Origin of the sequence: Phenylobacterium glaciei, assembly GCF_016772415.1 — a bacterium.
Taxonomy (GTDB): Bacteria; Pseudomonadota; Alphaproteobacteria; order Caulobacterales; family Caulobacteraceae; genus Phenylobacterium; species Phenylobacterium glaciei.
The window spans coordinates 3,638,406-3,663,508 of record NZ_JAGSGD010000001.1 but is presented as its reverse complement, the minus strand read 5'-3'; the positions used below and the strand labels follow the sequence as shown (position 1 = coordinate 3,663,508).

At 69.4% G+C, this 25,103-nt stretch carries 17 protein-coding genes; 2 read left to right on the top strand and 15 right to left on the bottom strand.

The window, feature by feature from the left end:
• Window positions 1-3 precede the first annotated feature (3 nt).
• From JKL49_RS18030 to JKL49_RS18020, 3 genes are read right to left on the bottom strand one after another with little or no spacing between them, the layout of a single operon-like run.
• On the bottom strand, window positions 4-825 hold the full coding sequence (locus tag JKL49_RS18030; protein WP_215342358.1) for a PIG-L deacetylase family protein: 822 nt from the start codon (window positions 823-825) through the stop codon (window positions 4-6).
• Window positions 822-1,853: a serine hydrolase domain-containing protein gene (locus tag JKL49_RS18025; RefSeq protein ID WP_215342356.1), complete on the bottom strand. Its 1,032-nt coding sequence runs from the start codon at window positions 1,851-1,853 to the stop codon at window positions 822-824. Before JKL49_RS18025 ends, JKL49_RS18030 begins: the two co-directional genes overlap by 4 nt.
• A gap of 39 nt (window positions 1,854-1,892) precedes the next feature.
• A complete protein-coding gene (locus JKL49_RS18020) occupies window positions 1,893-7,988 on the bottom strand; it encodes an autotransporter outer membrane beta-barrel domain-containing protein (protein ID WP_215342355.1) in 6,096 nt (2,031 codons plus the stop codon).
• Between the two features lie 1,102 nt (window positions 7,989-9,090).
• Between JKL49_RS18020 and JKL49_RS18015 the strand changes: the two genes are divergently transcribed.
• Window positions 9,091-9,573 (top strand): GNAT family N-acetyltransferase, encoded by a 483-nt coding sequence (locus JKL49_RS18015; RefSeq protein WP_249778336.1) that lies wholly within the window; start codon window positions 9,091-9,093, stop codon window positions 9,571-9,573.
• A gap of 70 nt (window positions 9,574-9,643) precedes the next feature.
• Here JKL49_RS18015 and JKL49_RS18010 read toward each other — a convergent pair whose 3' ends face one another.
• Window positions 9,644-12,154: a TonB-dependent receptor plug domain-containing protein gene (locus JKL49_RS18010; RefSeq protein WP_215342353.1), complete on the bottom strand. Its 2,511-nt coding sequence runs from the start codon at window positions 12,152-12,154 to the stop codon at window positions 9,644-9,646.
• Window positions 12,155-12,878: 724 nt separating this feature from the next.
• On the opposite strand from JKL49_RS18010, the gene JKL49_RS18005 reads away from it, so the two are divergent.
• On the top strand, window positions 12,879-13,376 hold the full coding sequence (locus JKL49_RS18005) for a RidA family protein (protein WP_215342351.1): 498 nt from the start codon (window positions 12,879-12,881) through the stop codon (window positions 13,374-13,376).
• A gap of 56 nt (window positions 13,377-13,432) precedes the next feature.
• Here the strand turns inward: JKL49_RS18005 and JKL49_RS18000 are convergent, their stop codons facing one another.
• The 11 genes from JKL49_RS18000 to JKL49_RS17950 form a co-directional block, all read right to left on the bottom strand.
• A complete protein-coding gene (locus JKL49_RS18000) occupies window positions 13,433-13,573 on the bottom strand; it encodes a hypothetical protein (protein WP_215342349.1) in 141 nt (46 codons plus the stop codon).
• Window positions 13,574-13,614: 41 nt separating this feature from the next.
• The gene (locus tag JKL49_RS17995; RefSeq protein WP_215342347.1) at window positions 13,615-14,685 is read right to left on the bottom strand and encodes a sensor histidine kinase; all 1,071 of its coding nucleotides are present in this window, start codon (window positions 14,683-14,685) and stop codon (window positions 13,615-13,617) included.
• 201 nt (window positions 14,686-14,886) lie between these two features.
• Window positions 14,887-15,897, bottom strand: a complete 1,011-nt coding sequence (locus JKL49_RS17990) for a DUF2891 domain-containing protein (RefSeq protein WP_215342346.1) — start codon at window positions 15,895-15,897, stop codon at window positions 14,887-14,889.
• The gene (locus tag JKL49_RS17985; RefSeq protein WP_215342344.1) at window positions 15,878-16,828 is read right to left on the bottom strand and encodes a DUF979 domain-containing protein; all 951 of its coding nucleotides are present in this window, start codon (window positions 16,826-16,828) and stop codon (window positions 15,878-15,880) included. The genes JKL49_RS17990 and JKL49_RS17985 overlap by 20 nt, the downstream gene beginning before the upstream one ends.
• Entirely contained in the window at window positions 16,825-17,490 is a 666-nt protein-coding gene (locus JKL49_RS17980) for a DUF969 domain-containing protein (protein WP_215342342.1), read from the bottom strand. The genes JKL49_RS17985 and JKL49_RS17980 overlap by 4 nt, the downstream gene beginning before the upstream one ends.
• Window positions 17,491-17,734: 244 nt before the next feature.
• A complete protein-coding gene (locus JKL49_RS17975) occupies window positions 17,735-18,859 on the bottom strand; it encodes an extracellular catalytic domain type 1 short-chain-length polyhydroxyalkanoate depolymerase (RefSeq protein ID WP_215342340.1) in 1,125 nt (374 codons plus the stop codon).
• Window positions 18,860-18,961: 102 nt separating this feature from the next.
• Window positions 18,962-19,546, bottom strand: coding sequence for a hypothetical protein (locus tag JKL49_RS17970; RefSeq protein ID WP_215342337.1), 585 nt, complete (start codon window positions 19,544-19,546; stop codon window positions 18,962-18,964).
• Between the two features lie 53 nt (window positions 19,547-19,599).
• Entirely contained in the window at window positions 19,600-20,502 is a 903-nt protein-coding gene (locus tag JKL49_RS17965) for an NAD(P)/FAD-dependent oxidoreductase (protein WP_215342335.1), read from the bottom strand.
• A gap of 117 nt (window positions 20,503-20,619) precedes the next feature.
• On the bottom strand, window positions 20,620-21,402 hold the full coding sequence (locus JKL49_RS17960) for a transglutaminase-like domain-containing protein (protein ID WP_215342333.1): 783 nt from the start codon (window positions 21,400-21,402) through the stop codon (window positions 20,620-20,622).
• A 44-nt stretch (window positions 21,403-21,446) separates the two neighbouring features.
• Window positions 21,447-21,833: a response regulator gene (locus JKL49_RS17955; protein ID WP_347340421.1), complete on the bottom strand. Its 387-nt coding sequence runs from the start codon at window positions 21,831-21,833 to the stop codon at window positions 21,447-21,449.
• Window positions 21,751-25,089: a PAS domain S-box protein gene (locus tag JKL49_RS17950; RefSeq protein WP_347340406.1), complete on the bottom strand. Its 3,339-nt coding sequence runs from the start codon at window positions 25,087-25,089 to the stop codon at window positions 21,751-21,753. The genes JKL49_RS17955 and JKL49_RS17950 overlap by 83 nt, the downstream gene beginning before the upstream one ends.
• Window positions 25,090-25,103: the final 14 nt, after the last annotated feature.

The following is a 25,103-nucleotide window of genomic DNA, read 5'->3' as shown; positions in this document are numbered from 1 at the left end:
GGTTCACCGGCTCACCGCCAGCGTGAAATACTCACGGTCGAACAGGCGATAGTAGAGCCAGGCGGGCAGCTTGTCGTAACCGGGCTGGACGTCGGCGATGACCTTGGCCTGGCTTAGGTGGACGTCCAGCAGGCGGCGCTTGGCGGCGGCGAAGCGGGCGATGGGCACGGCGAGCGTGGGGGCGGGGAGGCCGGCCCGCGGGTCGCTCGGATAGTTGTCGCGGAAGGCGGCCACCAGCTTGAGGGCCAGCTTGATCAGGGCCTTGGGCAGGGTCGCCTGGTAAAGCCGGCGTACGGAGTTTTCTTCCTGCGCCAGCTCACGGGCCCAGCGGCCGGCGGCCACGTGGTCGGGATGGCCGTAATAGCCGACCGTCTCATCGAAGCTGATCAGGACGCTGGGGTTCCAGTGGGCGATCCGTTCACGGAGCACGGCCTTGACGGCCTCGCCGTCGGCGGTCGCCAGGCCGCCATCGGGCCATTCAAACACCTCCACCGCATGGGCGCCGAGCGCGGCGCCGGCGGCCTGGGCCTCCAGGCGGCGGACCTCGGCGAGCACGTCGCGGCTGTAGCCTGTGTCGCGGGCGGCCTCACCCCGGGTCAGGTAGATCAGGACGACCTGGGCGCCCTCGCGGGCCAAGCTGGCGAAGGTCCCGGCGCTGGTGATCTCGTCGTCGGGGTGGGCCCAGATCGCCATGACGGTCTTGGGCGCGCCGGGAACCAGCAGGCTGGCGGCGACCGGCACGGCGCCGTCGTTCAGACGGCCGCGGACCACCAGGAACGCCGCGACCGCGAGAACCAGCAGGACGGCGGCGAGATCGAGGATCACGGCCGGAAGCAGTCCACCAGCTCGGCCAGCCAGGCCTTGAGGCCGTCGCGTTGTTCCGCCGGTGTCTTGCCGTGGCGGACCACCACCAGGTCGAGCTCGGGGACCACCAGGGTGAACTGACCCTCATGGCCGTTGGCGGAGAAGGAGCCGTCGCCACCCAGCCCCAGCCACCAGTGAGCGCCGTAAGCGCCTTCGGTGACACCCTCCTGCTGGAAGGTCGGGGTGCGCGCATAGTCGGCCCAGCCCTCGGGCAGCAGGCGCTGGTTCTCCCAGACCCCGCCGCGCAGATAGAGCAGGCCGAAGCGGGCGAAGTCCTGGGCGGTGGCGAAACAGAAGGACGAGCCGATGAAGGTTCCGGCCGGATCGAACTTGGGGATCGGGCTGGTCATGCCGAGCGGCTTGAAGAGCCGCTCACGCATGAAGGCCTCGAAGTCGGGACCGTAGGCGTCCAGCGTCCTGGCCAGGACCCGGGCGACGATGTTGGTGGTCCCGCTGGAATAGGACCAGTGGCGGTCGGGCGCATAGAGCAGCGGCTTGTCGGCGGCGTAGTGGGCGACATCGTCCTTCCCGACGCCCCAAAGCATGGCGATGGTGTCCGACGGCTGGTCCGGTTCATAGACCTCGGAGAACTCGAGCCCCGAGGACATGCGCAGCAGGTGGTCCAGGGTGATGGCCCCGCGCGGGTCGCCGCCGTCGCGCCACTCGGGCACATCGGCCGGGGCGTGGATGTCCAGCTTACCGTCGCCCACCAGCAGGCCTGCCAGGGCGTGGGTGATGCTCTTGGCCTTGGACCAGGACATACAGGTCTTGTCGGGGCCGTAGCCCTCGCCATAGCGCTCGAAGATCAGCCGGCCTTCCTTGACGATCACCACGGCGTGGGCCTCGCCGAAAGCCAGCTGGTCGAACTGCTCGGCCATCAGGTCGTCGAGGCGCAGGCGGTCGAAGCCGGGCGGGAACAGGCCAAGCGGCCACTCCTCCGTCGGCCACGGGGTTCCGGCAGGCTGGGTGGGCAGGGGCGGCAGGCTCATGGGGAGAGACTGTCCCCAAGCGGCCCCCTTCATCAAGAGCTAGAACTGCATGCGCAGCTTGAGGGCGGCGGTGTCGTCGCGGTAGCGGTCGCCCTGGCGGGTTTCGTACTCGACGCGGATCGCGCCCTGGTCGAAGTCGGCTTCCAGGCCGATGGCGGCGCGGTTGAGCTGTTTCGGCAGCTCGGTCTTCACGGTGAAGTCGGGCGCGGCGGCCGGTGCGCTTTCCAGTCGCGCGGTGACGTCCCAGGTGTTCTCGGAGAAGCGGGTGACCCCGACATTGGCGTAGGGCCGCAACACGACGCCCTTGGCCGTCACATGGGTCGCGCCGATCTCCAGGTTGGCCGTGCCGGAGGTGAAGGATTGGTCTCCGTCCCTGACGATCAGGTTCAGGCCGGGCGCGCCGCTTTCCCGGTAGCCCTTGAGGCCCAGGTGATAGGCCTCGCCCTCGATGGAGGGCCGCACATAGAAGCTCTGGCCCTGGGCGGTATAGGCCGCGCGCAGGCGCAGGGACGCCAGGTCCGTCACGGGCTTGCTGTTGGCCGAGACCAAGGCGATCGGGAAGTTCACCGTCCGCGACAGGTCGGCGCGGCTGTACTGGTAGCTGGCGGCGGCGGCCAGCAGCAGGGGACCCATCTCGCGTTTGATGACACCGCCGGCCTGGACGCGGCGGGCCCGGGAGTGGGCCGGAGCGACGCTATCGAAGTGGCTGTCCTCCAGGCCGAGGGACAGGCCGCCGAACCAGCCGGGCTGGCTGAGTGCGAACTGGCCGCCGGCCTGCAGGCGCATGGCATGCTGCTGGTAGCCGGGTTCGGTGGCGCTGGACTCCATCCGGCTGGAGCCGCCGCCGGCCTTGGCCCAGTAGCAGGCGCCTTCGTGCAGGACATCGGTGGCGCCCTCGCCGCCGGGGCAGCTCATCAGGCCGCCGACGAAGGTCAGCGACGACATCAGCGGGGTGACCCCCTGGGTCGGCGCCGCGCCGGGATCGAGGATGTTGACCCGCGAAACATAGGCCGGGCGGTTCTTCTGATAGGCCAGCTCGTCCAGCAGCGGCTCCTGGGCGGGCGTGCCGCCGGCGGCCCAGCTGGCCTGAATGTGCCGGGTGATCGCCACCTGGTTGGGGCTGAGGCCCGCCAATACGAAGTCGACCTTGTCGGTCCCCACCTGCAGCTCGGTGGCCGTGGCCCGCAGGCCGTAGTCGATCACCAGGGTGTCGCTGTTGTTGGCGGTGATCCCGTTGTTGGTCAGGGAGGCGGCCGACAGCACCGTGAGGAACTTGCCGGGGATCAGGTCCAGCACGTGGTAGGGCTCAAGCAGCACCTGGCCGGCCAGGGCCGCGGACCCCGAGACGTTGATGCGGTCGGAGGTCCCGGCCTTGTAACGGGCGTCGATCTGCAGGGCGCCGGTGGCGCCTTGGGTGAAGGTCCCCAGCAGGGCGGTGGTGGCCAGGACGCCGGTCCCATTGGGCGAGACGACGCCGGCGTTGGCGAAGGTCCCGCCATTCAGGGCGATGACCCGGGCGCTTTCCACCACGCCGGCGGCCCGGTTGGTGAAGCTGTTGGCGCCGCCGCCCAGGCCGATCTCGCCGATCACCCGGCCGGAGTTGTCCACCGCGTCGTCGCCGTCGGAGCCGAGGATGGCCAGGTACGACTTTGCGCTGACCACGCCGCCGCCGATGGTCAGATGGTTGTCAGCCCCGCCGGATAGAAAAATCCCGGCCCCGCCCTTGGCGCCGCCCTGGATCGCGCCGCCCACGGTGATGTTGATATCGCCGCCGCGGCCGTTGGAGCCTGCGCCGCCGACGCTCTGGGCCAGGATGCCGTGGGCGCCGTCGCCGAAGGCCTTGATGTCGCCGGTGTGGATGATGGTGATGGCGCCGGCCGTCCCCTTGTCGCCATTGGAGCCGGAGAGCGCGATGGCCGCCGGGAAGGTGTTGGCGCCCGTGCCGCCGATGCCGCCGCCGCCGCCGACCGACTGGGCGTAGATGCCGTGCGCGCCCTCGCCGGTGGTGGTGATGGCGCCGCTGGTGGTGACCTTGATGGCGCCGCCGTTCCCGCCCTTGCCGCCGCCACCGCCCATGCCGAGGCTGGCCACGGAATAGGGGATGCCGGTGTCGATCTTCACCAGGCCCAGGGGGTCGACCCCGAACACCAGGGTGGCCGGGACCACCCCGCCGCCCAGGCCCCCGCCGCCGCCCACGCTTTGGGCGAGCACGCCATAGGCCGCCTTGCCGGAGGTGGCGATGGAGCCCTTGACCGAGACCTCGACGTCGCCGCCGTTGCCGCCGGAAGTCCCTGAGCCGCCTAGGGCGACGTTCAGATAGTTGGACGCATTGGCCGCGCTGCCGATGCCGCCGCCGCCTCCGATGGACTGGGCGAGCACACCCGCCGAGCTGGCGCCGAAGGTGACCACGTCACCCTCCTGGGCGACCTTGACCGCCCCACCGTTGTCCACCGAACCGCCCTTGCCGCCGATAGACAGCGAGAAGGAATAGCCGCCGCTGATCTCGCCGGCGCCGGTGCCGCCGATGCCGCCGCCGCCGCCGACGCTCTGGGCCAGGACCCCGTAGGAGAGGTCGCCGAGGGTGGAGATCACGCCCTTGTTCGTGACGGTCACCGAGCCGCCCGCGCCAGAGGCGCCGCCGGCCCCGCCCAGGCCGCCGCCGATGCTCATGTCGCCCGTGGCGCCGCCGTCCCCGCCGCCGCCGGAGCCCCCGCCGCCGCCCACGCTCTGGGCGAAGACGCCCGAGGACATGAAGCCGGCGGTGAGGATCTCACCGGTGTTGCTCAGCACGACCTCGCCGCCCTTGCCGGCCGCGCCGCCATAGCCGCCGACCCCGATGGAGATGGCGATGCTGTCGGGGGCCTTGCTGGTCTTCTTGCCGACGTCGCGGGCCAGGTTCTTCCCGAAGGAGCCGGGGTTGGAGAGGATGCGGGAGAACTCTCGCTTGAAGGTGGCGTACTTGTCGGTCGCCTTCTTCTTCAGGCTGGTGTTGTTGTCCTCGTTCTTGCCGTCGGGCAGCACGGTGGGGATGTCGATCCCCTCCAGCAGGGAGCCCATCGAGCCCGCGCCGCCATTGCCGCCGCCCCCACCGACGCTCTGGGCGGTGACGCCGTTGGCGCTGGCGCCCAGGGTGACGATGGCGCCTGAGTTGACGACCTTGACCAGAGCCCCGTCGCCGGCCGCCCCGCCGTGGCCGCCGACGGCCACCTTGATCTCGGCGCTCTTCACCTGGCCGCCGACATTGAAGGCCGCCGTGGTGGCCGAGGCGTCGCCGCCGGCCCCGCCGCCGCCGCCGACGCTCTGGGCGAAGATCCCCGTCGAGCCGTCGCCGTAGGTTCGGACTATGCCAGAATTGTCGACATTGACGATGTCGCCGGCCCCGCCCCTGCCGCCGGAGCCGCCCACGGCGACCGCGACATTGACCCCTGTCCCCTTGCCGCCCGCCGCGGTGATGGCCGTGGCCGAGGCGTCGCCGCCCCGCCCGCCGCCGCCGCCGACGCTCTGGGCGAAGACGCCCATGGCGTTGAAGTCGTAGGTGGTCAGCGCGCCCGTATTGGCGACATCGACCCGCTTGCCGGCCCCGCCGTCGCCGCCGGAGCCGCCCACGGAGACCGAGATGGCGACCGCCACCTTGTCGCCGCCGGCGATGGCCACCGAGGTCGCCTGGCCGCCGGCCCCGCCGCCGCCGCCGACGCTCTGGGCGAAGATGGCGTTGGCGAAGTCGCCGGCCGCCTCGACGGCGCCGGTGTTCTTCACATTGACCGTGGAGGCGTCGCCGCCGGAGCCGCCGGAGCCGCCCACCGCCACCGAGGCCGAGACGAAGGCCCCGACGCTGATGGCCGTGGCCGAACCGCCCTTGCCGCCGCCGCCGCCGACGGACTGGGCGAAGATGGCGTCGGCGCCCAGGCCCGAGCTCTTGATCAGGCCATTGTTCTGCACGACCACCTGACCGCCCTTGCCGCCGGCGCCGCCCGCGCCGCCCACGGCCACCGAGGCGAAGGCCCCGGCCCCGAAGGCGTCGCCGCCGTTGCCGCCGCCGCCGCCGACGCTTTGGGCGAAGATCGCCGAGGCGCCCTGGCCTGAGACCGTAAGGCTGCCGTCCTTGCCGTTGATCGCGGTGACCAGGCCGCCATTGCCGGCGTCGCCGCCCGAGCCGCCCGAGACGCTGATCCACCCGCCGGCCGATCCGCCATTGCCGCCGCCGCCGCCGATGCTTTCCAGGAACAGGGCGTGGGCCCGCGCGCCTTCGGTGGTGATGGTCCCCATGTTGCTGAGGGTGACCGCGCCGCCGTTGGGGCAGACGAAGTAGACGCGGCAGCGGGCCGACTCGGCCGTGCCGCCATTGCCGGCGTCGGAATAGAACACCCCATCGGAGGAGCCGCCGTCGCCGCCGACCCCGCCCAGGCTCTGGCCGAACATGCCGTAGGATTCCAGGCCCTTGGTGGCGATGGTCCCGGTGTTGGTCATGGTGATGACGCCGCCGGGGGCCGAGGCTCCGCCCTTGCCGCCCTGGCCCACGAAGATCGAGTCGCCGTCGCCGCCATCGCCGCCCTTGCCGGCCAGGGACTGGCCCAGCATGCCATAGGCGCGGTCGCCGGAGGTCTTGAGCACGCCGGCGTTGGTGAGGGTGACGTCGCCGGTCAGGCCGCCGTCGCCGCCGGTGGCCCCGGCATAGGCGTTGTTGCCGCCGCCGCCCTGGCCGCCCTGGCCGCCGAGGCTGAATCCGGCCACCGCATGCGCCCCCGCGCCCGAGGTTGTGATGGCGCCGCCCGAGGCGATGTCGACGCGCACCGCGCCGGAATCGCCGCCGCGGCCGCCGGCGTTGGAGCTGTCATCGACGCCGGAGGCGCTGTCGCCCCGGGACCCCTCGCCGCCCAGGCTGCGGGCGAGCACGCCATAGGCCTTGGCGCCGGTGGTGACGATGGCCGCCTTCACGGTGACCAGGATGCGTCCGGCGACGCCGCCGGTGACATTGGGGCTGTCGTTGATCGACCGGCCGCCGATGCTCTCGGCCAGCACGCCGTGGGCCCCGGACCCGGCGGTGGTGAGGTTCCCCGTCGTGGTCACGGAGACATCGCCGCCACGGCCGCCCTGGACGCCAAGGCCGCCGATGCTGAGCGCGGCGATGGCCGGCGAGCTGACGCCGCCCGTGGTGATCGCCGCGCGGTTGTCGACGGTCACCGGGCCGGCCGCGCCGCCGTTGGTGTAGATGGGGATCGTGAAGAGCCCGACGTTGATGCTCCAGACCCCGGTCCCGCCCACCGACTTGGCCAACAGGCCGGCCGAGTAGTCGCCGGTGGAGCCGACGGCGGCGGTGTTGGTCAGTCTTACGGTCCCGCCGGGTTCGCCGTCGCCGCCGCCGAAGGCTCCGCTGCCTTGGCTGATCGCCCGGACGGTCCCAGTCAGGGTGTCGAGCATCTCTTCCGGCTGCGGCGCGGCGTCGAGATAGGTCAGGGTGTTGGTCTGGACGGCGATGTAGCCCAGGACGTAGGGCGCGAGCCGTTGCTTGTCCGGCGGCCCGCCGAACAGACAGGCGCCCAGATTGACCTGACAGTTGAACAGGAAGAGCGACTGGGTCGCCGTGGCGCTGGTGTCGCCGTTGATCGCGGCGAGCGCGCTGGTTCCGAAGTCCAGGCGGCGCTGGGCGTTGTTGCGGTCGCCGACCCGGTTGAAGGTCACGGCGCGGGACTGGGCGACCAGGCCGCTGGCGGCGGTGGCGGGGGTCGCGTTGGTGATGTCGAGATTGACCCCCGGCGCGGCGGCGGCCGACAGCGGGCTGATGGCCTCGATGATCAGGGCCACAGCTGCGGCGCGCGCGATCAGCCGGCGCGCAGTCTCGTCCAGGCGCCGCGCGCGGCGGGCGGCGGGGCGGGAGATGGCGACTACGTTGTCGGCCGGCAGGCTCCGGGCGGCGAGCTCCAGGGCCTCCAGGGCGAGATAGAGCCGCTGGGTGGCCTCGCTGGCGGGGCTGTCTCCCACCAGGGTGCGGAGGCTGGAAAGCTCGGCCAGCGTTCCGGAAAATTGCCGGTGCAAGGCAGCGGCGGTCGTCGGATCTGCGGCGTCGGCCAGGAGGCGTTCTCGCAGACCCTCAAGCGCTTGCGCCAGGCGCAGCAGCTTCTGCGTCCGTTCCGACATGAAGCAAATCCCCGACACGCCATCCAAGGGGAGTCCCCAAGACGGGTACATCTAACCGTGTTACTCAACAGCTTGGCTTCGCTGCGGACAATTGGCGAATTTTGGGAAGGGATTCGCTCGCTGGCGTTGTGGAGCTTCGCGTCATAGGCGAGTTGAGAGGGCGGGGATGGCGACCAGCAATATCTTCGAGGACCCATTCGACCTGGGCGGATGGCCGCCGCGGCTGAGCCTCGAAGAGATCGCGGCGATGCGGGCCCATCCCAATTTCAGGGCCGCCTTCCTGGCCGCGGAACGCACGGCTCAGCCGGCCCTGAACCTTGGGCCGCTGAGGAGTCTGTTCAAGGATCGCGGCAGCCAGACCATCGGGACGCTGGCCATGTGCCTCTACGACACCGAGGAGGGCCTGACCGCGGGCCGCCTGACCCGGATGTGCGTGGAGTCGGGCACCTGCAGCGCCGGCCGGGTGGAGAGCTATCTCGCCCTCATGCGTCAGCGCGGCGCGCTCATTCCCCTCGCGAAGACCTCGGGCCTCTCGGTCCGCTACGGCTTCAGCGAGGACTATGTCAGCTGGTATCGGGATTATCTGCGCCATGGCCTGCTGGCGCTGGCCCTGGTCGATCCCCCGTCCGCCGCGGTGTTGCCGCTGATGGACGGCGCCGACTTCTTCCATTTGATCCGCCGCACCCTGGCCAGCGCCAGCGTCAACCCGCCCCTGACCCATCCGGGCCTGGGTCCTGAACTGCTGCTGTTCGCGCAGCGGGACGCCGGGCTGGCGATCCTGTCGGACCTGGTGGGCGCCCAGGTGGTCTCGGAGACTGGGGCCGCGCCGGTCTCGGTCGCCGACCTCGCCCGGCGCCACGGGGTGTCGCGAGCCCATGTGCTGAAGCTGCTGCGGGACGCCCACGAGGCCAAGGCCTTCGACTGGCAGCCGGACAAGCGCACCGTCACCGTGCCGGCCTGGATGCTGGACCGGCTGGAACATGGGGTGGCGGTGACCCTGCTGAACCGCCGCTACGCCGCCCACGCCGTGCTGGCCGCGCCGCGCGGGGCGCTGGCCATCCGCCCCGCGACGCCCGCCGACGTGGGGACGCTGCGCGCCCTGATGGAGCAGGCGATCCGCATCCACCTGGCGGCCTATCTGCCGCCGGAGGGGGTGGCCGCCTCCTTCGAGATCATGGGCCTGGACACCCAGCTGATCGCCGACGGCACCTATTTCGTGGTGGAGGCCGACGGCCAGATCGCCGGCTGCGGCGGCTGGAGCCGGCGCGCCACCCTGTTCGGGGGCGACCACAGCGCCGGACGTGACGCCGCCCTGGTGGATCCGGCGACGGAGCCGGCCCGCATCCGGGCCATGTACACCCATCCCGACTTCGCCCGCCGCGGGGTGGGCAAGCTGATCCTGGACACCTGCGAGGCCGCAGCCTCCGCCGAGGGCTTCAGCCGCTGCGAGATGGCTGCGACGCTCTCGGGCGAGCCGCTCTATCGCGCCACCGGCTACAAGACCATCGAGCCCTTCGAGGCCGACACCTCCAGCGGATTCAAGGTGCCGCTGATCCGCATGGGCAAGGTGTTGGCCCGCGCCTGATCGGCGAAGATCGCCCACGAAAAAGGGCGGCCCGTGACGGCCGCCCTTCCACGCTCTCCTGAACCCTCGGTTAGAAGGTGTAGGTCACGCGGCCGTAGTAGTAGCCGCCGTTGATGCCGAAGGGCGAGTAGCTGGGATAGACCCCCACGCATCCGGCCCCGGAGGCGACGCAGGCGGCCTGGAAGGCGGCCGACAGCTTGTCCGGGTACTTGTTGAACAGATTGTTGGCGCCGATCGAGACGGTGACGGCGTCGACGAACTTGTAGGAGACTTCCAGGTCGGTGATCGCCGTGGTGCCGATGCTGGTGTTCTGCAGCGGGCCAGAACCGGGGTCTGCCAGGGAAGAGGACTTGCCGTAGACGGTCTCGGTCAGGTTCACCGTCAGATCGCCGAAGGTGTAGAGCCCGTTGAGGCCGATTTTGTACTTCGGCGAGGCGGTTTCCAGCAGGGTCTTGGCGTTGCCGGCGAACAGAGTCTGGCCGGCGGGGTAGGGAACGCTGGGGGTGGTGAGAGCCGCCGGCGGCGCCTTCACCTTGGTGACCTTGGTGGTGTTGTAATTGCCGCTCAGGCTCCAGTCGATCCGGCCGTAGTCGCCCAGGTCGGTGGGATAGGAGATCACCATATCGACGCCGCGCGAGCGGGTATCGAGGCCGTTGGAGAAGATGTTGATCCCGGTGGTGGTGACGGTGGGGTCAAGCACGTTGCCGTTGGCGAGGATCGCCGCCAGCACCTGGGGCGAGGCCAGGACGCCGTTGCGGGTGCCGTAGAGCGAGCTGGAGCCGAAGATCCGGTCCTTCAGTTCGATCTGGTACGCGTCGAGGGTCAGGGTCATGGCCGGGATCGGGTGGGCCACGATGCCGACGCTATAGTTGGTGGATTTTTCAGGCTTCAGCGTGTCGATGCCCAGCAGACGGGCGGCGGGCGAGTTGGGCGCCAGCTGCACGAAGGCCGAGGTCGGCGACACGTTGGTGGCCGAATAGTAGCTCTCCGCCAGGGTCGGAGCGCGGAAGCCGGTGCTGGCCGTGCCGCGGACGGCGATAGCGTCGTTGAAGTCGTAGCGGCCGGTCAGCTTGGCGACGGTGGTTTCACCGAAATCGCTGAAGTGCTCGTAGCGGATGGCGGCGTCGACCTGCAGGGCCTCGATGGGCGAGACCGCCAGGTCGGCATAGATCGCCCAGCTGTCGCGGCTGTGCTTGCCGGCGTCAGTCAGGGCGAAGCCCGGATAGGACTGCGAGCCTTCCTTGTAGCGCGAGGCGGCGTCGCCGGCGCCGATCTCGTAGGTTTCGTGACGGTTTTCGAAGCCGAAGGCCGCGGCCAGTGGCGTCGCCATGCCGACATCGAACTCCTTGGAGAGGTCGAGATTGTTGGTCAGCTGGGTGGTGGACCAGGACCCGGCGTGGAACGAGGTGGGGGTGAAACCTTTGGCGGTCAGGGTCGAGGTGTCGCGATAGAGACTGGCGTTGGCTGCATCTTCGACCCGAACCTCGATGTCATCGACCCCGTAGGTGGAGCTGAGGTCGAAGTTCCAGCCGCCGAGCACGCCCGAAATGCCCAGCGTGCCGGCATAGTCGTCCTCGATAATGCGCTCGCGCGGGCTGAAGCCCCGCGGGAAGGGCCGATCGGCCGCGCCCTGCACCCCCTGCACGCGGTTGTAGCGGCGATAGTTTTCGTAGGCCGAGGCGTCCTTGTGGCCGTAGGAGCCGAAGGAATAGACCTGAAGGTCGTCGGTGATGTCGACGCCGGCATTGTAGCCGAGGTTGCTCAGCCGATATTCTGCGTCGCCCGAGATCAGGTTGAAGTTGGGGAAGCCGGGCAGGGTGCTTTCGTAGGCGAAGTTGGTCGCCGAATAGGAGGGGCTGGCGGGATTGCTGACGCGTTGGTCGCCGATGCCGCGGTTGCTGAAGCCGTGGTACTTGGTCTCGGCCGTCAGGTTCAGGTAGCTGTTCTCGGTCGGGGCCGTGCCGATGTTCATCGAGAGCGCGGCGGTCTTGCCGCCCTCGTCCATGTACTCGCCGCCGGTGGCGGAGATGGAGCCGCCCTCGTTGGCCTTCTTCAGGATGACGTTGATGACGCCCGCGATGGCGTCGGTGCCGTACTGGGCCGCCGCGCCGTCGGTCAGGACTTCGATCCGGCCGATGGAGGCCATGGGAATGAAGCTGAGGTCGGTGGCCGCCGCGCCCTGATAGGCGCCCGACAGAACGGCGAAGTTGGCTGTGGTGTGGCGGCGCTTGCCGTTGATCAGCACCAGGGCGTGGTTGGGCGACAGGCCGCGAAGGCGGGCCGAGAGGGTCAGGTTGGCGGTGTCGCCGCCGAAGGCCTGGGCGTTGAAGGACGGGACCAGGTTGGCGAGGCCGACGCGCAGGTCGGTCTGGCCGGTGCGCGTCAGGGCGGCGGTGTCGACCACCTGGACCGGCGCGGCGCTGTCTTCGACCTTCAGCCCGGTTTGGCGCGTGCCGGTGACGATGACTTCATCGACCTCGGCCGTCCCGGCGGCCAGGGTCTGGGCCGAAGCGGCCCCTGCGATCAGGACGGAGGCGAGCGAGACGCTCGCCAGCCATGCGTTGCGGGTCGTGGTTTTCATCTTGAGAGGCCCCCTCATCAGTCGCGGCCAGATCGGCCGCAAGGTTCCCCACGCGCCTCTGTGCACAGGCGGCGGGATGTGACAGACGCTCCAGAGCTGGGCTTTGGCCCTTAGTCTCCGGTATTCGCCCAGAATTGTTGGATTGGTTTACTCAATATCCGCGTAGAAGGCCGCGAGACGCCCGACCATAACGGTCGCATCAGAGTGATAAGCTGTATTTTTGACACTCATACCGATGAACTCACGCAGAAATTGAGATCGCCCGGCTGATCGTTTCCTGGTTGGTGTTCTTATTTTTCACTACGCCAAACTTAGCCCCCACGACTTCTTCGGGAGGATTAATCCGACAGTAAGAGGTCCACATGAATCCTTTTTAGTGTCAACGCGGCGCGCCGAACTCGCCGCAATGTCGACCAGGTTGCGATGTTAGGCGCAGGAAATGCGCGATAATCGGGCATCACATCGGACGCCTTCGCCATTTTTCCGGCCATGGAGTCTTCGAAGACCTTGATGGACTCACGCCCATTCAACGATAACTGAGGATTAACTGTGCGTCACATGCTTGTCATTTAATCAACCAGGACATTTTTCGGGCGATATGGGGCCTGCGGCGTGATCGGAGCGCGCGGCGGGAACAACGGCATGGCTTGAACATCACCGCCCGCCTGACCCAAGGTGGCGACGACCCGCCGACCGCCGGCGCCCACATGAAGGAAGACCCCCGATGCGCAGACTGATCCTGGCCGCCCTCCTGCCTGTGCTGGCCGCCGCCGCCGTGCCCGCCTCCGCCGCCGACGCCATCGTGCGCGTGGGACCGCCCACCGCCGCCATCCTGCAGGGCGCGGTCGTGCCGGCCGGCTACGACATCTTCTATGTGAGCGGCCAGACCCCGCCGCCGCTGAACGCCGGCGCGCCCGCTGGGACCCCCGTGGAGTTCGGCGACACCAAGACCCAGACCATCGGCATCATGAAGAAGATCGACGCGGTCCTGAAAACCCAGGGCTACACCATGGGCGACGTGGTGATGATGCGGGTCTACCTGGTCGGCGACCCGGCCAAGGGCGGCAAGATGGACTTCGCCGGCATGATGGAGGGCTACACCCAGTTCTTCGGGTCGCCCGATCAGCCCAACAAGGTGGCCCGCGTGACCATGCAGGTCGCTGCCCTGGTGGCGCCGGGCATGCTGGCCGAGATCGAGGTCCAGGCCGCCAAGAAGAAGTAGGCGCCTAACAAAAACGCAGCGCCGCCCGTGTCATGCGGGCGGCGTTTTGCTGCGCGCTAGACCGCGCCGCCGGCTTTGAGGGCGGAGATTCGCGCCGAGTCGTAGCCGAGGCCCGCCAGAATCTCGTCGGTGTGCTGGCCAAGCGTCGGCGGCGGGGCCAAGATCGACGCCGCCGTCGAGGCCCTGGGCTTCGTCATGTGCCCCAACAAGGCCTAAGACGCTCGGCGGACGTAGGGCGTCAGGCGGCCTGAGGGAGCAGGGCGGCGGCCGCGCGTGTGATGGAGACGCTCACCCCTCCGTCGGACTGAACCTTCATCTTCGCGCCGAGCTGCTTGACCAGGGCTTCGACGATCACCGTGCCGAGACCGCCCTGCTTGCCGGGCGCCAGATCTGGCGTCTTGCCGACACCATTGTCGGCGACCGTCAGGGTCCAGCCGTCGCCGGCGCTCTTGTAGGTCACCAGCACCCGGGCGTCGGGCTTGGCGGTGGGGAAGGCGTACCTCACGGCATTGATCATCAGCTCGGTGACGATCAGGCCGATGCTGACGGCCTTGTCTGAGCCGATCTCGCCGTCGTCGGCGACCACCTCCAGGGCGATCGGATGGTCCTCGCCGATCATCGACTTGGCCAGGCCGCCGCAGAGCTTGGTGAGGTAGCCTCGCACTTCGATCTTGTCGACCCCGCCCGAGGCGTGGAGGTGGGCCTGAACCTCGGCCACCGACATCACCCGCTGGTGGGCGTCGCGCAGGTGCTGACGGGTTTCCTCGGAGCCCACGGCGCGGGCCTTCAGCATCAGGATGCTGGCGATGATCTGCAGGCTGTTGGCGACCCGGTGCTGCATCTCCTGCAGCAGGGTCTGCTGTAGGGCCAGAAGCTCCTTGGTATGCTCAAGCAGCTCCTGTTTCTCCCGCTCGATCAGCCGCCGGGCGGTGATGTCGGTGAAGGCCAGCAGGATGGTGGTGTTGGTGCTGCGCTCGTAGATCACCTTGCGGGCGTTGAGCAGCATGGTGCGTTGGCCCAGGCCCGGGAAGTCGTGCTCCACCTCGAAGCCGTCCATCGCCGTACGCTCGGGGATGATGGTCTCCAGCAGCAGCCGCAGGGCCGGAATGTTCCATTGGCCGTCGCCGAGGGAATAGAGCGTCCGGCCCATGGTGTGCTCGGGATCGACCTGGAAGGTTTCGTAGAAGGACCGGCTGGCCGCGAGCACGCGGAACTCCGCGTCCAGAACCAGCAAGGGCTCATGGATCGTATCGACGATCGCTTGGGCGAGCGTCTGTGTGTCTTCGATTCCCTGAAGAGACGTCGGCATGGGCGAGGAAACAGGTCCGATCCCGGGCGCCAGGATTCTCTACGTTCGGCCGCGAAAGCGAGCCAACGCTCAGGGTGTACGCGCAATGCGATCGACTGTCGTGAACTCGTTTTGTGTGTCGGTCGCAAGACTTAGCGGCGAGATCGGACTCAGGTGCGGGTCGACCCTCGCCGAACGCGCGGCCAAAGCGTGAATCAGGCTCTAGGCGGTCAGGGCCAACAGGGCGAAGCTCGCCAGCCAGTGCTCCCCCATATAGTCGCCGGCCACGTGCGGCAGGCTGACCGCCAGATGGCGGTTGGCGGCGTCGTGCGCCACGGCGCGCAGATGATCGTCGGGATCGAGGCTTTCGGAGATCGCTCGCCAGCACCAGGCGCGGCTGAGGTTCAGGCCATCCAGGTGGGCGATCTTGCCGTCGCTGCGGTCGCTGACCGTGGCGGGGCTGAACAGGCTGGCGGGCAAGCCCTTGGCGGCGTCCGGCAGGAACTCCGCGAACCAGGCCCGGAACTCTTCGACGGGAAGCAACCGCCGCATGGCCTCTGCCTCCATCAGGGTCGGAGACAGGAAGTCGTCGCCCGAGGGCTCCCAGGCCGCGGCGTTGCGGTCGGCGCCATACCAGGCGCGCGCCCTGTCCCGGAGCAAGGTTTCGAGGGCGGCGTCCTCCGTCCCCTTGGCGTAGTCGGCGGCGAGCGCCAGGGCGAAGGCCGTCGAGTTATGGACGCCCGTCCGCACGGGATAGGTGGCCTTGGGCAGGTAGGTGCGGAGCCGCTCGGCGAAGGCCTGCGCCAGCGGGGCCAGGCGCCGCGCCCAGACCTGGTCGTCGTGGCGCATCAGCTCGGCCTGCAGCATCAAGAGCCAGGCCCAGCCGTAGGGGCGCTCGAAGCCCCGGCTGGACGGGCGGTCGAGATAGGCCCGCTCGGTCTCGACACTCCCTGGGGTGAAGGCGCCTGCGAACAGGTCGTCGATGGCGGCGGCCTCGGGGATTTCCGGGTGCAGGCGGCGTACGGTGGCGAGCGTCCAGTAGCCGTGGACGCAGGAGTGCCAGTCGAAGCTGCCGTAGAAGATCGGGTGCAGGTCGCGGGGACCCACCACGTCGCCAGGACCGTCCAGGACGTGGTCCATCTTGTTGGGATATTCGCGAGCGACGTGGCCCAGGGCGATGCGGGCGAAGCGCGAGGCGATCTCGGGCGTCAGGTCAGCGGAAGGCGAGGACATACATCAGCACCATGTTGGCGAGCAGCAGGGGGGCGGCCGTGGGGATCTGGGCGGCGATCACCGCGTGGCGATCCTTCAGCTCCAGCAGGGCGGCCGGCACGATGTTGAAGTTGGCGGCCAGGGGCGTCATCAGGGTGCCGCAGAACCCCGACAGCATGCCGATGGCGCAGACCACCGCCGGATCGCCGCCGAACCTCACAATCAGGAACGGCAGGCCCACTCCCGCCGTCATCACCGGGAAGGCCGCAAACGCGTTGCCCATGATGATGGTGAACAGCGCCATGCCCAGGCAGTAGACGGCCACCGCCGCCAGATGTCCGTCCATGGGAATCGCAGTGGTCACCAGGTCGCCCACCACCTTGCCTACCCCGGCGAGCGCGAAGACCGCGCCCAGGGCCGCTAACATCTGCGGCAACAGGCCCGCCCAGCCGACGGTGTCCATCAGCCGGCGGCCCTCCTGCAGGGGGCTGATCACCGGTTGACGCAGCAAAACGAGCGCCGTGATCACCGCCAGCACCGCGCCGAGTGCGAGCGAGATCAGGGTCGCCTGCTTGGCCTGGAACAGCGGCGTTCCGCCGACGGAGATGTGCTGCAATGCCAGGGTCCCGATCAATACGGTGGCAGGGATCACCAGGGCCGGGATGAACAGCCTGTTCCCCCACTTTTCCGCCGAGAGCTTGCGGGCCCCTGGCGAGCCGTCGGGCTCGCCGCGGCCCAGGCCGCCGAGGCCGGAGATCAGGGCCATGCACAGCACCAGGACCCCGTTGCCCAGATCCCCCAGCCAGTCGCCGGCCAGGAAGCTGACCGCGAACAGGCCCCAGAAGCCGGTGTTCATCCAGCGCTTAGGGTTGGTGGCGTCCCGGCCGCTGAGCACCGCGAAGGCGGCGAAGACCAGGCCGGCGAGAATGTAGACGAAGCCCAGCTTGATCACGCGTCGCGCCCCCTCAACTTGCGTTCAAAGAGCACCAGGCGCAGCGAATGGATCACGAAGGCGACGATGGCTGACGGGATGGCCCATAGCGACAGGTGCAGGGGTTCGATGACGATGCCGCTCTGGGCCAGGAAGCCCACCATCAGCAGGATTGAGCCAATGGCCAGGAAGATGTCCTCGCCGAAGAACAGGCCGATATTGTCGGTGGCCGCGGCCATCGCCCGGACCCTCTGGCGGTCCTCGTCGGGCAGGTCGCCGGCCTCGCCCTCAGCCGCCGCCTCGGCCATGGGGGCGACGATGGGGCGGATGGTCTGCGCCTGGCCGGCGATGGAGGTCAGGCCCAGGGCTGCGGTGAGCTGGCGGAACAGCAGGTAGCCGATCAGCAGCTTGCCCAGCGTGACGGACCTGAACCCCGCGATCAGGGTCCGGGCGCGTTCCTGCAGGCCCGCCCGCTCCAGCACCCCGATGACCGGCAGGACCAGCAGGGCGGCGCTGACATAGCGGTTCTCGTTGAAGGCCTTACCGAAGGCGGCCAGCACCTCGAGCGGCGCCAGGCCAGCCGCCATGCCGGTGAGCACGGCCGAGACCATCACCACGAGCAGCGGATTGAAGCCGGCTGCGAAGCCCGCCACCACCACCGCCACCCCCAACAGGATCAGCATCCGCGCCTCCGGTGCGACTCATCGCGAGGGACAAGTCGTACCGGAAAGGCGATCGCGCGCCAGCGGCTGGAGACTTCCACCACGAAGGCCAGCGAACTGTCTTCAGCGGCGCAGCCTTGGAACAGGCCAAGCCCAACGCCCTTAATGGCCCGCGCCCCGACAGCATCAGCCGGCAGGGTGGCTGTCAGGGGCCAGAGGGCATGACGGCCAGGATAGGGCCGGCTCGCCCGTGGACGCCGGCCGGCTATTTCATCAAACCCGCCTTGCGCAGGGCGTCCTCGATCACCGTGCCGATGGCCGAGACATTGGGCAGGGTGGGCTTTGCGGTCGGCTTGCGCGCTGGCGGCAGGCCGATTGCGCCCGGCGCCCGCGCCCGCGCCAGCTTAGCGGCCAGCGGAATCTCCGCCTCGTCGATCAGGCCCCAGCCGGCGGCTATGGCGCGGGTGGAGGCCAGGCCCACGTCCAGCATGTAGGCGCCGCTGACGCCGCCGCCGGCCGAGCCATCCGGCTTCAGCGGCACGCCGTGGCCCATGCCGGCCACCAGGTTGTGCTCCAGCAGGGCGCGGCCCTTGGCGTCGCGCCAGGTACGGCGGGTATGGCCGGCCTCTATCTCTGTGTGGCTGGGATCTGGGTCCAGACCGTGGACACCACGCCATTGCGCCAGCACGGCCTCTCCGTTCGACGGACTGACCGTATAGTCGGCTGAACCATGCCAGACCGAGACGCTGGGCCAGGGGCCCTTGTGCGGACTGGCCTTGCGGATGGCGGTCGCTAGGGCCGCCTCGCTCGGGCCGCCATAGCCGCGCATGCGGTCGAAGGCCTCGGGCACGGAGGCGGCTGCCCCGAAGGGCAGGCCGGCGATCACCGCACCGCCTGCGAACACCTCCGGATAGGTCGCCAGCATGACGCTGGCCATCGCGCCGCCCGCCGACAGGCCCGTGACGAAGACCCGGCGGCGGTCCAGGCCGTGGGCGACGATCATCGCCTCGGTCATCTGGCGGACGGAGGCGGCCTCGCCCTTGCCGCGGCGGCTATCGCCCGGCTCGTACCAGTTGAAGCAGAGGTTGAAGTTGTTGCCCCGGACCTGCTCGGGGAAAAGCAGGGCGAAGCCGGCCTGCTCGGCCAGGGCCGACCAGCCGGCGCCGAGGTCGTATTCCGAGGCGGTTTGGGTGCAGCCGTGCAGCACCACCACCAGCGGCGCACTCCTTGGCAGGCGCTCGGGAACGTAGGCGAAGGCGCGCAGGGCGCCGGGATTGCCGCCAAAGCCAGTGAGCTCCGTCAGGCGCTGGGAGCCGGAGCGGGTTCCAATGGCGGCGCCCGCCTCGCGCAAGGCGGTCAGCCGCAGCAGGGTGTCGGAGAGGGGACGCATGGGGAGCCTTTCGCGCCAAGGCCGAAGGGCGCTGACCTAACGGAAACGCAGGTGCAGCATAGATCGTTGCTGCAACGCAGCAAAGACTCCCGTTCGCCGAACTCAACGCGCTCGTCGGCGCTCGGCGAGTCGCCCGGAATCCAGGCGTGAGATGAGCAAATCCAGATCCGTGCCGTCGCCGGGCTTGCCGGGGCCAGGGTGGGCCGAGCGGCTGCGGCCGACCTCCTGCTGGATCAGGGAGACGAAGTCCTTGAGCGCGTCCTCGGCCACCAAGGCGAGTTGGGCCTGCTCGCCCGCGTCGGCCTGGGGCAGGCGCAGGGCGACGTTGTGGGCGGCGATCAGCTTGTCGAGGATCTGCGGGCGGCGGCCGCGATAGGCGCGCGGCTTCTCGCGTCCGAACGGTCCGTCGGCCTGGTTGCGGAAGAACAGCCGGCCCTGCTCGGTGAGCACCGAAGTGGCGAACACGATCTGCGTCAAACGCTCTCGCGCGGATTCCGCGGGAATCTGATCGGTGCGCAGGCTGGTGAGCAGGACGAGGGACTGCAGGGCGTCGATGGCCCGGTCGGCCCAGGCGTGGACATCGTCACGGCGCAGGGCCTGGTCGCGCCAGCGCAAACCGCCGCCGATCAGGGCGAGGACGGCCACGAGGGCCGAGGCGATGGCGGCCAGGGTGGTGGCGTCGGTCATGAGCCGATCAAAGCCGGGATCGGCGCGGGGGGCTAGGGAGTTCGCGTGGGCGGCTACTCGGCTTCGCGCAGCCGATTGTGCAGGGCGGTGGCGGCGATGGCGGCCTCGCCCTGGGCGGTGCTGATCTGGTTGAGGCCGCGCACCAGGTCGCCGGCGGCGTAGAGGCCGGCCACGGTGGTCTGCTGGTGCTCATCGACGATCAGGCGGCGGTCGTCGCCCAGCCGGGCGCCGGCCTGGACGGCGAGCTCCGTACGCGGATCGACGCCGAGCGCGGTATAGACCGCGTCGAATTCCAGCCGCCCATGGTCGGTGAAGGCCAGCGCCGTGAGCCGGTCGTTGTCGAGCACCACTTCTTCGATAGATCCCTCGATCAGGCGCGCCCCGGACTTGGCCAGTTTACGCCGGTCATCGGCGGTCAGGGCGTCGGCGGCCCCGGTGTGGATCAGGGTGACGTCGTCAGAATAGGTCTGCAGGAACAGGGCCTCACCGGCGCCGAGCGCGCTGTCGCCGATCACCGCCACCGCCTGGCCGGTGACCTCGAAGCCGTCGCAGATCGGGCAGATGCGCACCAGAGAGCGGCGCACTGCGGCCTCGACGCCCGGCAGGTCGGGCAGCCGGTCGACGACGCCGGTGGCGAGGATCACGGCGCGGGCGGTGAGCGTGCGGCCTGTTGTGGCGATCTGGAAGCCGTCTCCCTCCACCATGAGCCCGGTGACCTGCGCGCTCTCGATCCGCGCCCCGAACGCCTCGGCTTGGCGGCGGATGCGGTCCAGCAGGTCGGTTCCGACGATCCCGCCCGGAAAGCCTGGATGGTTGTGGCTGCGGGGAATCCAGGCCGCCCGGCTATCGCCGTCGTGCAGCACCAGGACCTGACGGCGGAAGCGGGCGAGATAGATGGCGGCGGTCAGGCCGGCAGGCCCGGCGCCGATGACGATGGCGTCGAGGGGCTTGGGCATCGCCTAGACCCTTTCCGGGTCAGGTTGAATCAACCTGACCCGACAAAAAGGGTCTATCTCCTTGAAGTTAGAGCATGTCCGGGCGGCGAACCGGTTCCCACTTGCGCCTGACATGCTCTAGCCCTTGGTCTGCTCGATGGTGAAGCTCTGGCTGACCAGGTCGGCCTTGCCGAAAATGGTCATGAAGGCGATGTCGGCGGCGTCCAGGCCGGTGGCGACCCGAACCAGGCCGTCGATGGGGGCCAGGCCGGTGGCGTCGATCAGCCGCCAGCGTCCGCCCAGATAGACCTCGGCCACGGCGTGCAGGTCCGGCGGCTCCAGCTTCCAGGCATAGGCGCTGACGGCGCGGGCCGGGATTTCGGCGGCGCGGCACAGGCTGATGGCCAGGTGGGTGAAGTCGCGGCAGACGCCCGCGCGGTCCACGAAGGTGTCCATGGCGGTCGTCGTGGCGTCGCTGACGCCGGCCTCATAGGCCAGGTGCCCGCCGATCCACTCGACGATGGCGGCCACCTTGTCGCCGCCCTGGAGGTGGCTGAACTCCGTGCTGACAAAGGCCTCGAAGCGGTCCGAGGGGCAGTAGCGGCTGGCGCGAAGATAGCGCAGGGCTTCGCCGGGCAGGTCGCGGACCCGGGTGGTGGCGGCGCCCTTCAGATTGGCGTCGCGGGCCAGCAGTTCGACCTTGGCCGTGTAGGAGATCGCCACCTCGCCGTGGCCGGTGAACACCGCGCGGCGTTCGCCGGTGACGCTGTCGTCCAGGCGGGCGATCTCGGCGGCAGGGCTGAGGCTCAGGCGCTCGGAATGGATCGCCTGGTCGGGCGCGCGGGCGGCCTCCAGCAGCAACAGAACCTCGGAAGGGTGCTCGAAGTGGTAGGTCAGGTCGGCCTGGATCGACAGTCGCATGGGAGCCCTCCGCGCGGCCCAACGCGCGGGAGCGACAGACGTTGCTACAGCAGCAGGTCGTCCTTGCGAAGAGCCAGTGGGGTCAACGGCGCCGGGGCCGCCGGCGGGATCGGCGGGCGCAGCAGGCGGGCGACCCGGGCCAACAGCTGGCTCTCGTTGAAGGGCTTGGTCAGGTAGTCCTTGGCGCCCAGGGCGACGGCGCGGCGAACGTCGTCGGGGGCATGGCGCGCGGTGAGCATAAGGGTTGGTGGAAACTTCAGCTCGGGCCTCGCCCGCAGCGCGGTGAGCACCCCGAAGCCGTCCAGCTCAGGCATGTTGATGTCCAGCACCAGACCCTGAGGCTTGAGCTCAAGCACCCGCTTCAACGCCTCCACGCCGGTCCGGGCTGTGTGGGTCTCGTAGCCCGCCATTTCCAGGCGGGTGCGGATCACGTCGCGGACCCCGCCGTCGTCCTCGGCGACCAGGATGCGGGGCCAAGCCGGCATGGGCCGCGCTCCACGGCTGGGGGGTGAAGTCTGAGGCGCGCGCCACCGCGGCGATCAGGACGCCGGGCTGCAGAGGCTTGGCCACGACATCCTGGAAGCCCGCGGCCAACAGCTGGCTTTCGTGCTCGGCATCGGCGGTGAAGGCCAGGATAGGTGTGGCGTCATTCGGGCCCGGCGCGGCGCGGATGGCCCGCAGAGCGCCGGGGCCGTCGAGGCGCGGCATGCGGATGTCCATGAGGATGACGTCGAAGGGTTGCTCGGCGGCCAGGGCCACGGCCTCCTCGCCGTCACAGGCCTCGGTGACCTCGGCCCCGACGCCGGCCAGGAACAGCCGGGCCAGCTCACGGTTGGCCGGGTGATCGTCCGCCACCAGCACCCGGACGCCGACGAAGGTCGGCTGGGTCGCGGCCGAGCCGTCCAGGGTGGCTTGCGGCGCTTGGGCCAGGGGCGCGGGGATGGTGAACCAGAAGCGGCTGCCCTGATCCACGACGCTGTCGGCGCCGATCTGGCCGCCCATTGCCTCCACCAGGCCCTTGCAGATGGCCAGGCCCAGGCCCGTGCCGCCGTGGGCGCGGGTGAGGGCGCCGTCGACCTGGGAGAAGCGTTGGAACAGGCGGTCCTGCTTGTCGGACGGGATGCCGGCGCCGGTGTCGATCACCTCGACGCGCAGGGTCCCGCCGTCGTAGCGGGTGCGCAGGGTGACGCCGCCGGACTGTGTGAACTTCACGGCGTTGCTCACCAGGTTCAGCAGAATCTGGCGGATGCGGTCGGGATCGACGGACAGGGTCAGGTCGGCGGCCTCGCCGTCCAGGGTGAGCGCCAGGTCCTTGGCGCCTGCCTGGGGCGTGAACAGGTCCAGGGTCGCCCGGGCGAGTTTGGCCAGCGACACCGGTTGCGGCTGGATGTTGACCTGGCCGGCCTCCAACTTGGAGAAGTCGAGGATGTCGTTGACCGTGCAGAGGAGGGCGCGGCTGGCTCCGCTGACCCGCTCGACATAGGTGCGCGTCAGCGGCGCGAGGTCAGGCTGCTCGCCGGCCAGGCTGGTGAAGCCGAGGATGCTGGTGAGCGGGGTGCGCAGTTCGTGGCTCATATTGGCCAGGAATTCGGTCTTTACCGCCGTGGCGGCCTCTGCGTCGGCCTGAGCCAAGCGAAGTTCCGCTTCCAGCGCTTTGCGGGAGGTGACGTCGCGCATGACGTCGGTAAGGCCCACGTAGCGGCCGCTTGCGGGATCGGTGACGAAGGTGGGTTTGGACTCCATCCATAGCTCTTCGCCGGCCTTGCCGTAGGCGCGGTACTCCACCGACCAGGGCTCGACCTCGCCTCGAGACTCAAAGACCACCCGGCACATTTCCAGCACGCGGGCCGCGTCTTCCGGGTGCATGAAGGACGAGGGCTTGCGGCCGATCATCTCCTGCGGCGCGAAGCCCAGGATCGCCAAGCTGGCGGGCGAGACATAGGTCAGCGTCCCGTCGAGCCGCATCTCGCTGATCATGTCGGGCGCGTTGGTGGTCAGGGTGCGGAAGCGGCGCTCACTCTGGGCCAGGGCCGCCTCGATTTCGTGCCGGGCGGTGATGTCGCGCAGGACGGTGACGACCTCCACCACCTCCCCGCTCTCATTCCGGACCAGGCTGGGGCTACCCTCAAGCCAGACCACACGGCCGTCTTGGGTAAGAATCTCGTGTTGCCGGGGCGCCGATGTGTCGATTTCGGCGCCGCTGAACAGGGCGGCGAGGAGGGCGGCGGGATGTTGCTCGCTCTCGGCAACCATCAGGCGGGCGATAGGACGCCCCACCTCTTCGTCGGGATCAAGGCCCAGTCTGCGGCAGGCCGGCGAGATATAGCGGATCAGGCCATCGGGGCCGAAGCGCACCAGGATATCGGTCGAGTGCTCGGCCAGGGCGCGGTACTTGGCCTCGCTCTCGGCCAGGGCTATCTCGGCCTCGTGCTGGCGCGTGATGTCCACCGAGGTGCCCACCAGGGCCAGGATTTCACCGTCCGGCCCGCGCTCGGACCGTGAATTGTACGAGAGGTAGCGAACCTCTCCATCGCGGAGAATGCGGGTGATGGCGCCTTCAACCGACTCGCCGGTGAGAAGCTGGCGCGCGATCCGCGCCGTGCCCAGCGCGACGTCGTCGGGGTGATAGAGGGCGAGAACCGCCTCCGGGTTCAGCGGCGCGTCGGGCGACAGGCCGTAGATCTCGTACATCTGCGGCGACCAGGTCAGCTCGCGGGTGCGGACGTCCAGGCGCCAGTTGCCGAGGCGGGCCACCGACTCGGCGGCCTCCGCGCGGCGGACCAGGGTCTCCAGGTCGCGTAGGGTCTGCGTCTGCTGTGTCACGTCCTGGAAGACGCCCTGGAGGCCGATCACCTCGTCCCTGCCGCCGCGGATGCACTCTGCCTTGCAGAGAACCTCGCGCACCTCGCCGTCGGGGCGCCGAAGGCGGGCGTTGAGCTTGAACCCTCCGCCGGTGCGAAGGGCTTCGCCGACTTCCTGATCGACCCGCTCGCGATCGCCGTCGACGTAGAAGTTGACGGCCTCGCCATAGGCCGGATCGAAGTTTTCGCGGGTCACGCCGTGGATCTGGTAGACCTCATCGGACCAGGTTATGTGCCCGGTGTCGGACCGATAACGCCAGTTGCCGACCGCGGACATGCGCTCGGCCATAACCACCAGGCGCTGGTTCTCCTCGGCCTGGCGCTTGGCGCGGCGCAGTTCCAGCTCATCGACGACGATGCTGGCCAGGATCTGCAGGCGCCGAAGGTCTTCAGGGTCGGGCGCGGGGCGGACCTTCGTGTCGATGACGCAGAGGGTGCCCAGGCTATGGCCGTCGCTGCCGGTCAGGAGCGCGCCGGCATAGAAGCGGATGCCGAGTTCGCCGGTGACCAGGGGATTGGCCTGGAAGCGCGGGTCGCGGGTGGCGTCCTGCACCACCAGGGTCGAGCCGGGCGCCAGGGGCAGGGCGTGGGCGCAGAAGGCCTGGGACCGCGGGGTCTGGGTGGCGTCCAGGCCGTGGCGGGACTTGAACCACTGGCGCTCGGCGTCCACCAGGGACACCAGGGCGATGGGCGCGCGGAACAGATCTGCGGCAAGCGCCGTCAGCCGGTCGAAGGCCGCCTCGGGCGCGCTGTCCAGCACGTCGTAGTCGTCCAGCGCCTGGAGCCGCGCGGCTTCGGAGGGATCGATCATGATCGGCAGGGTCACGGATCGAGATGGCG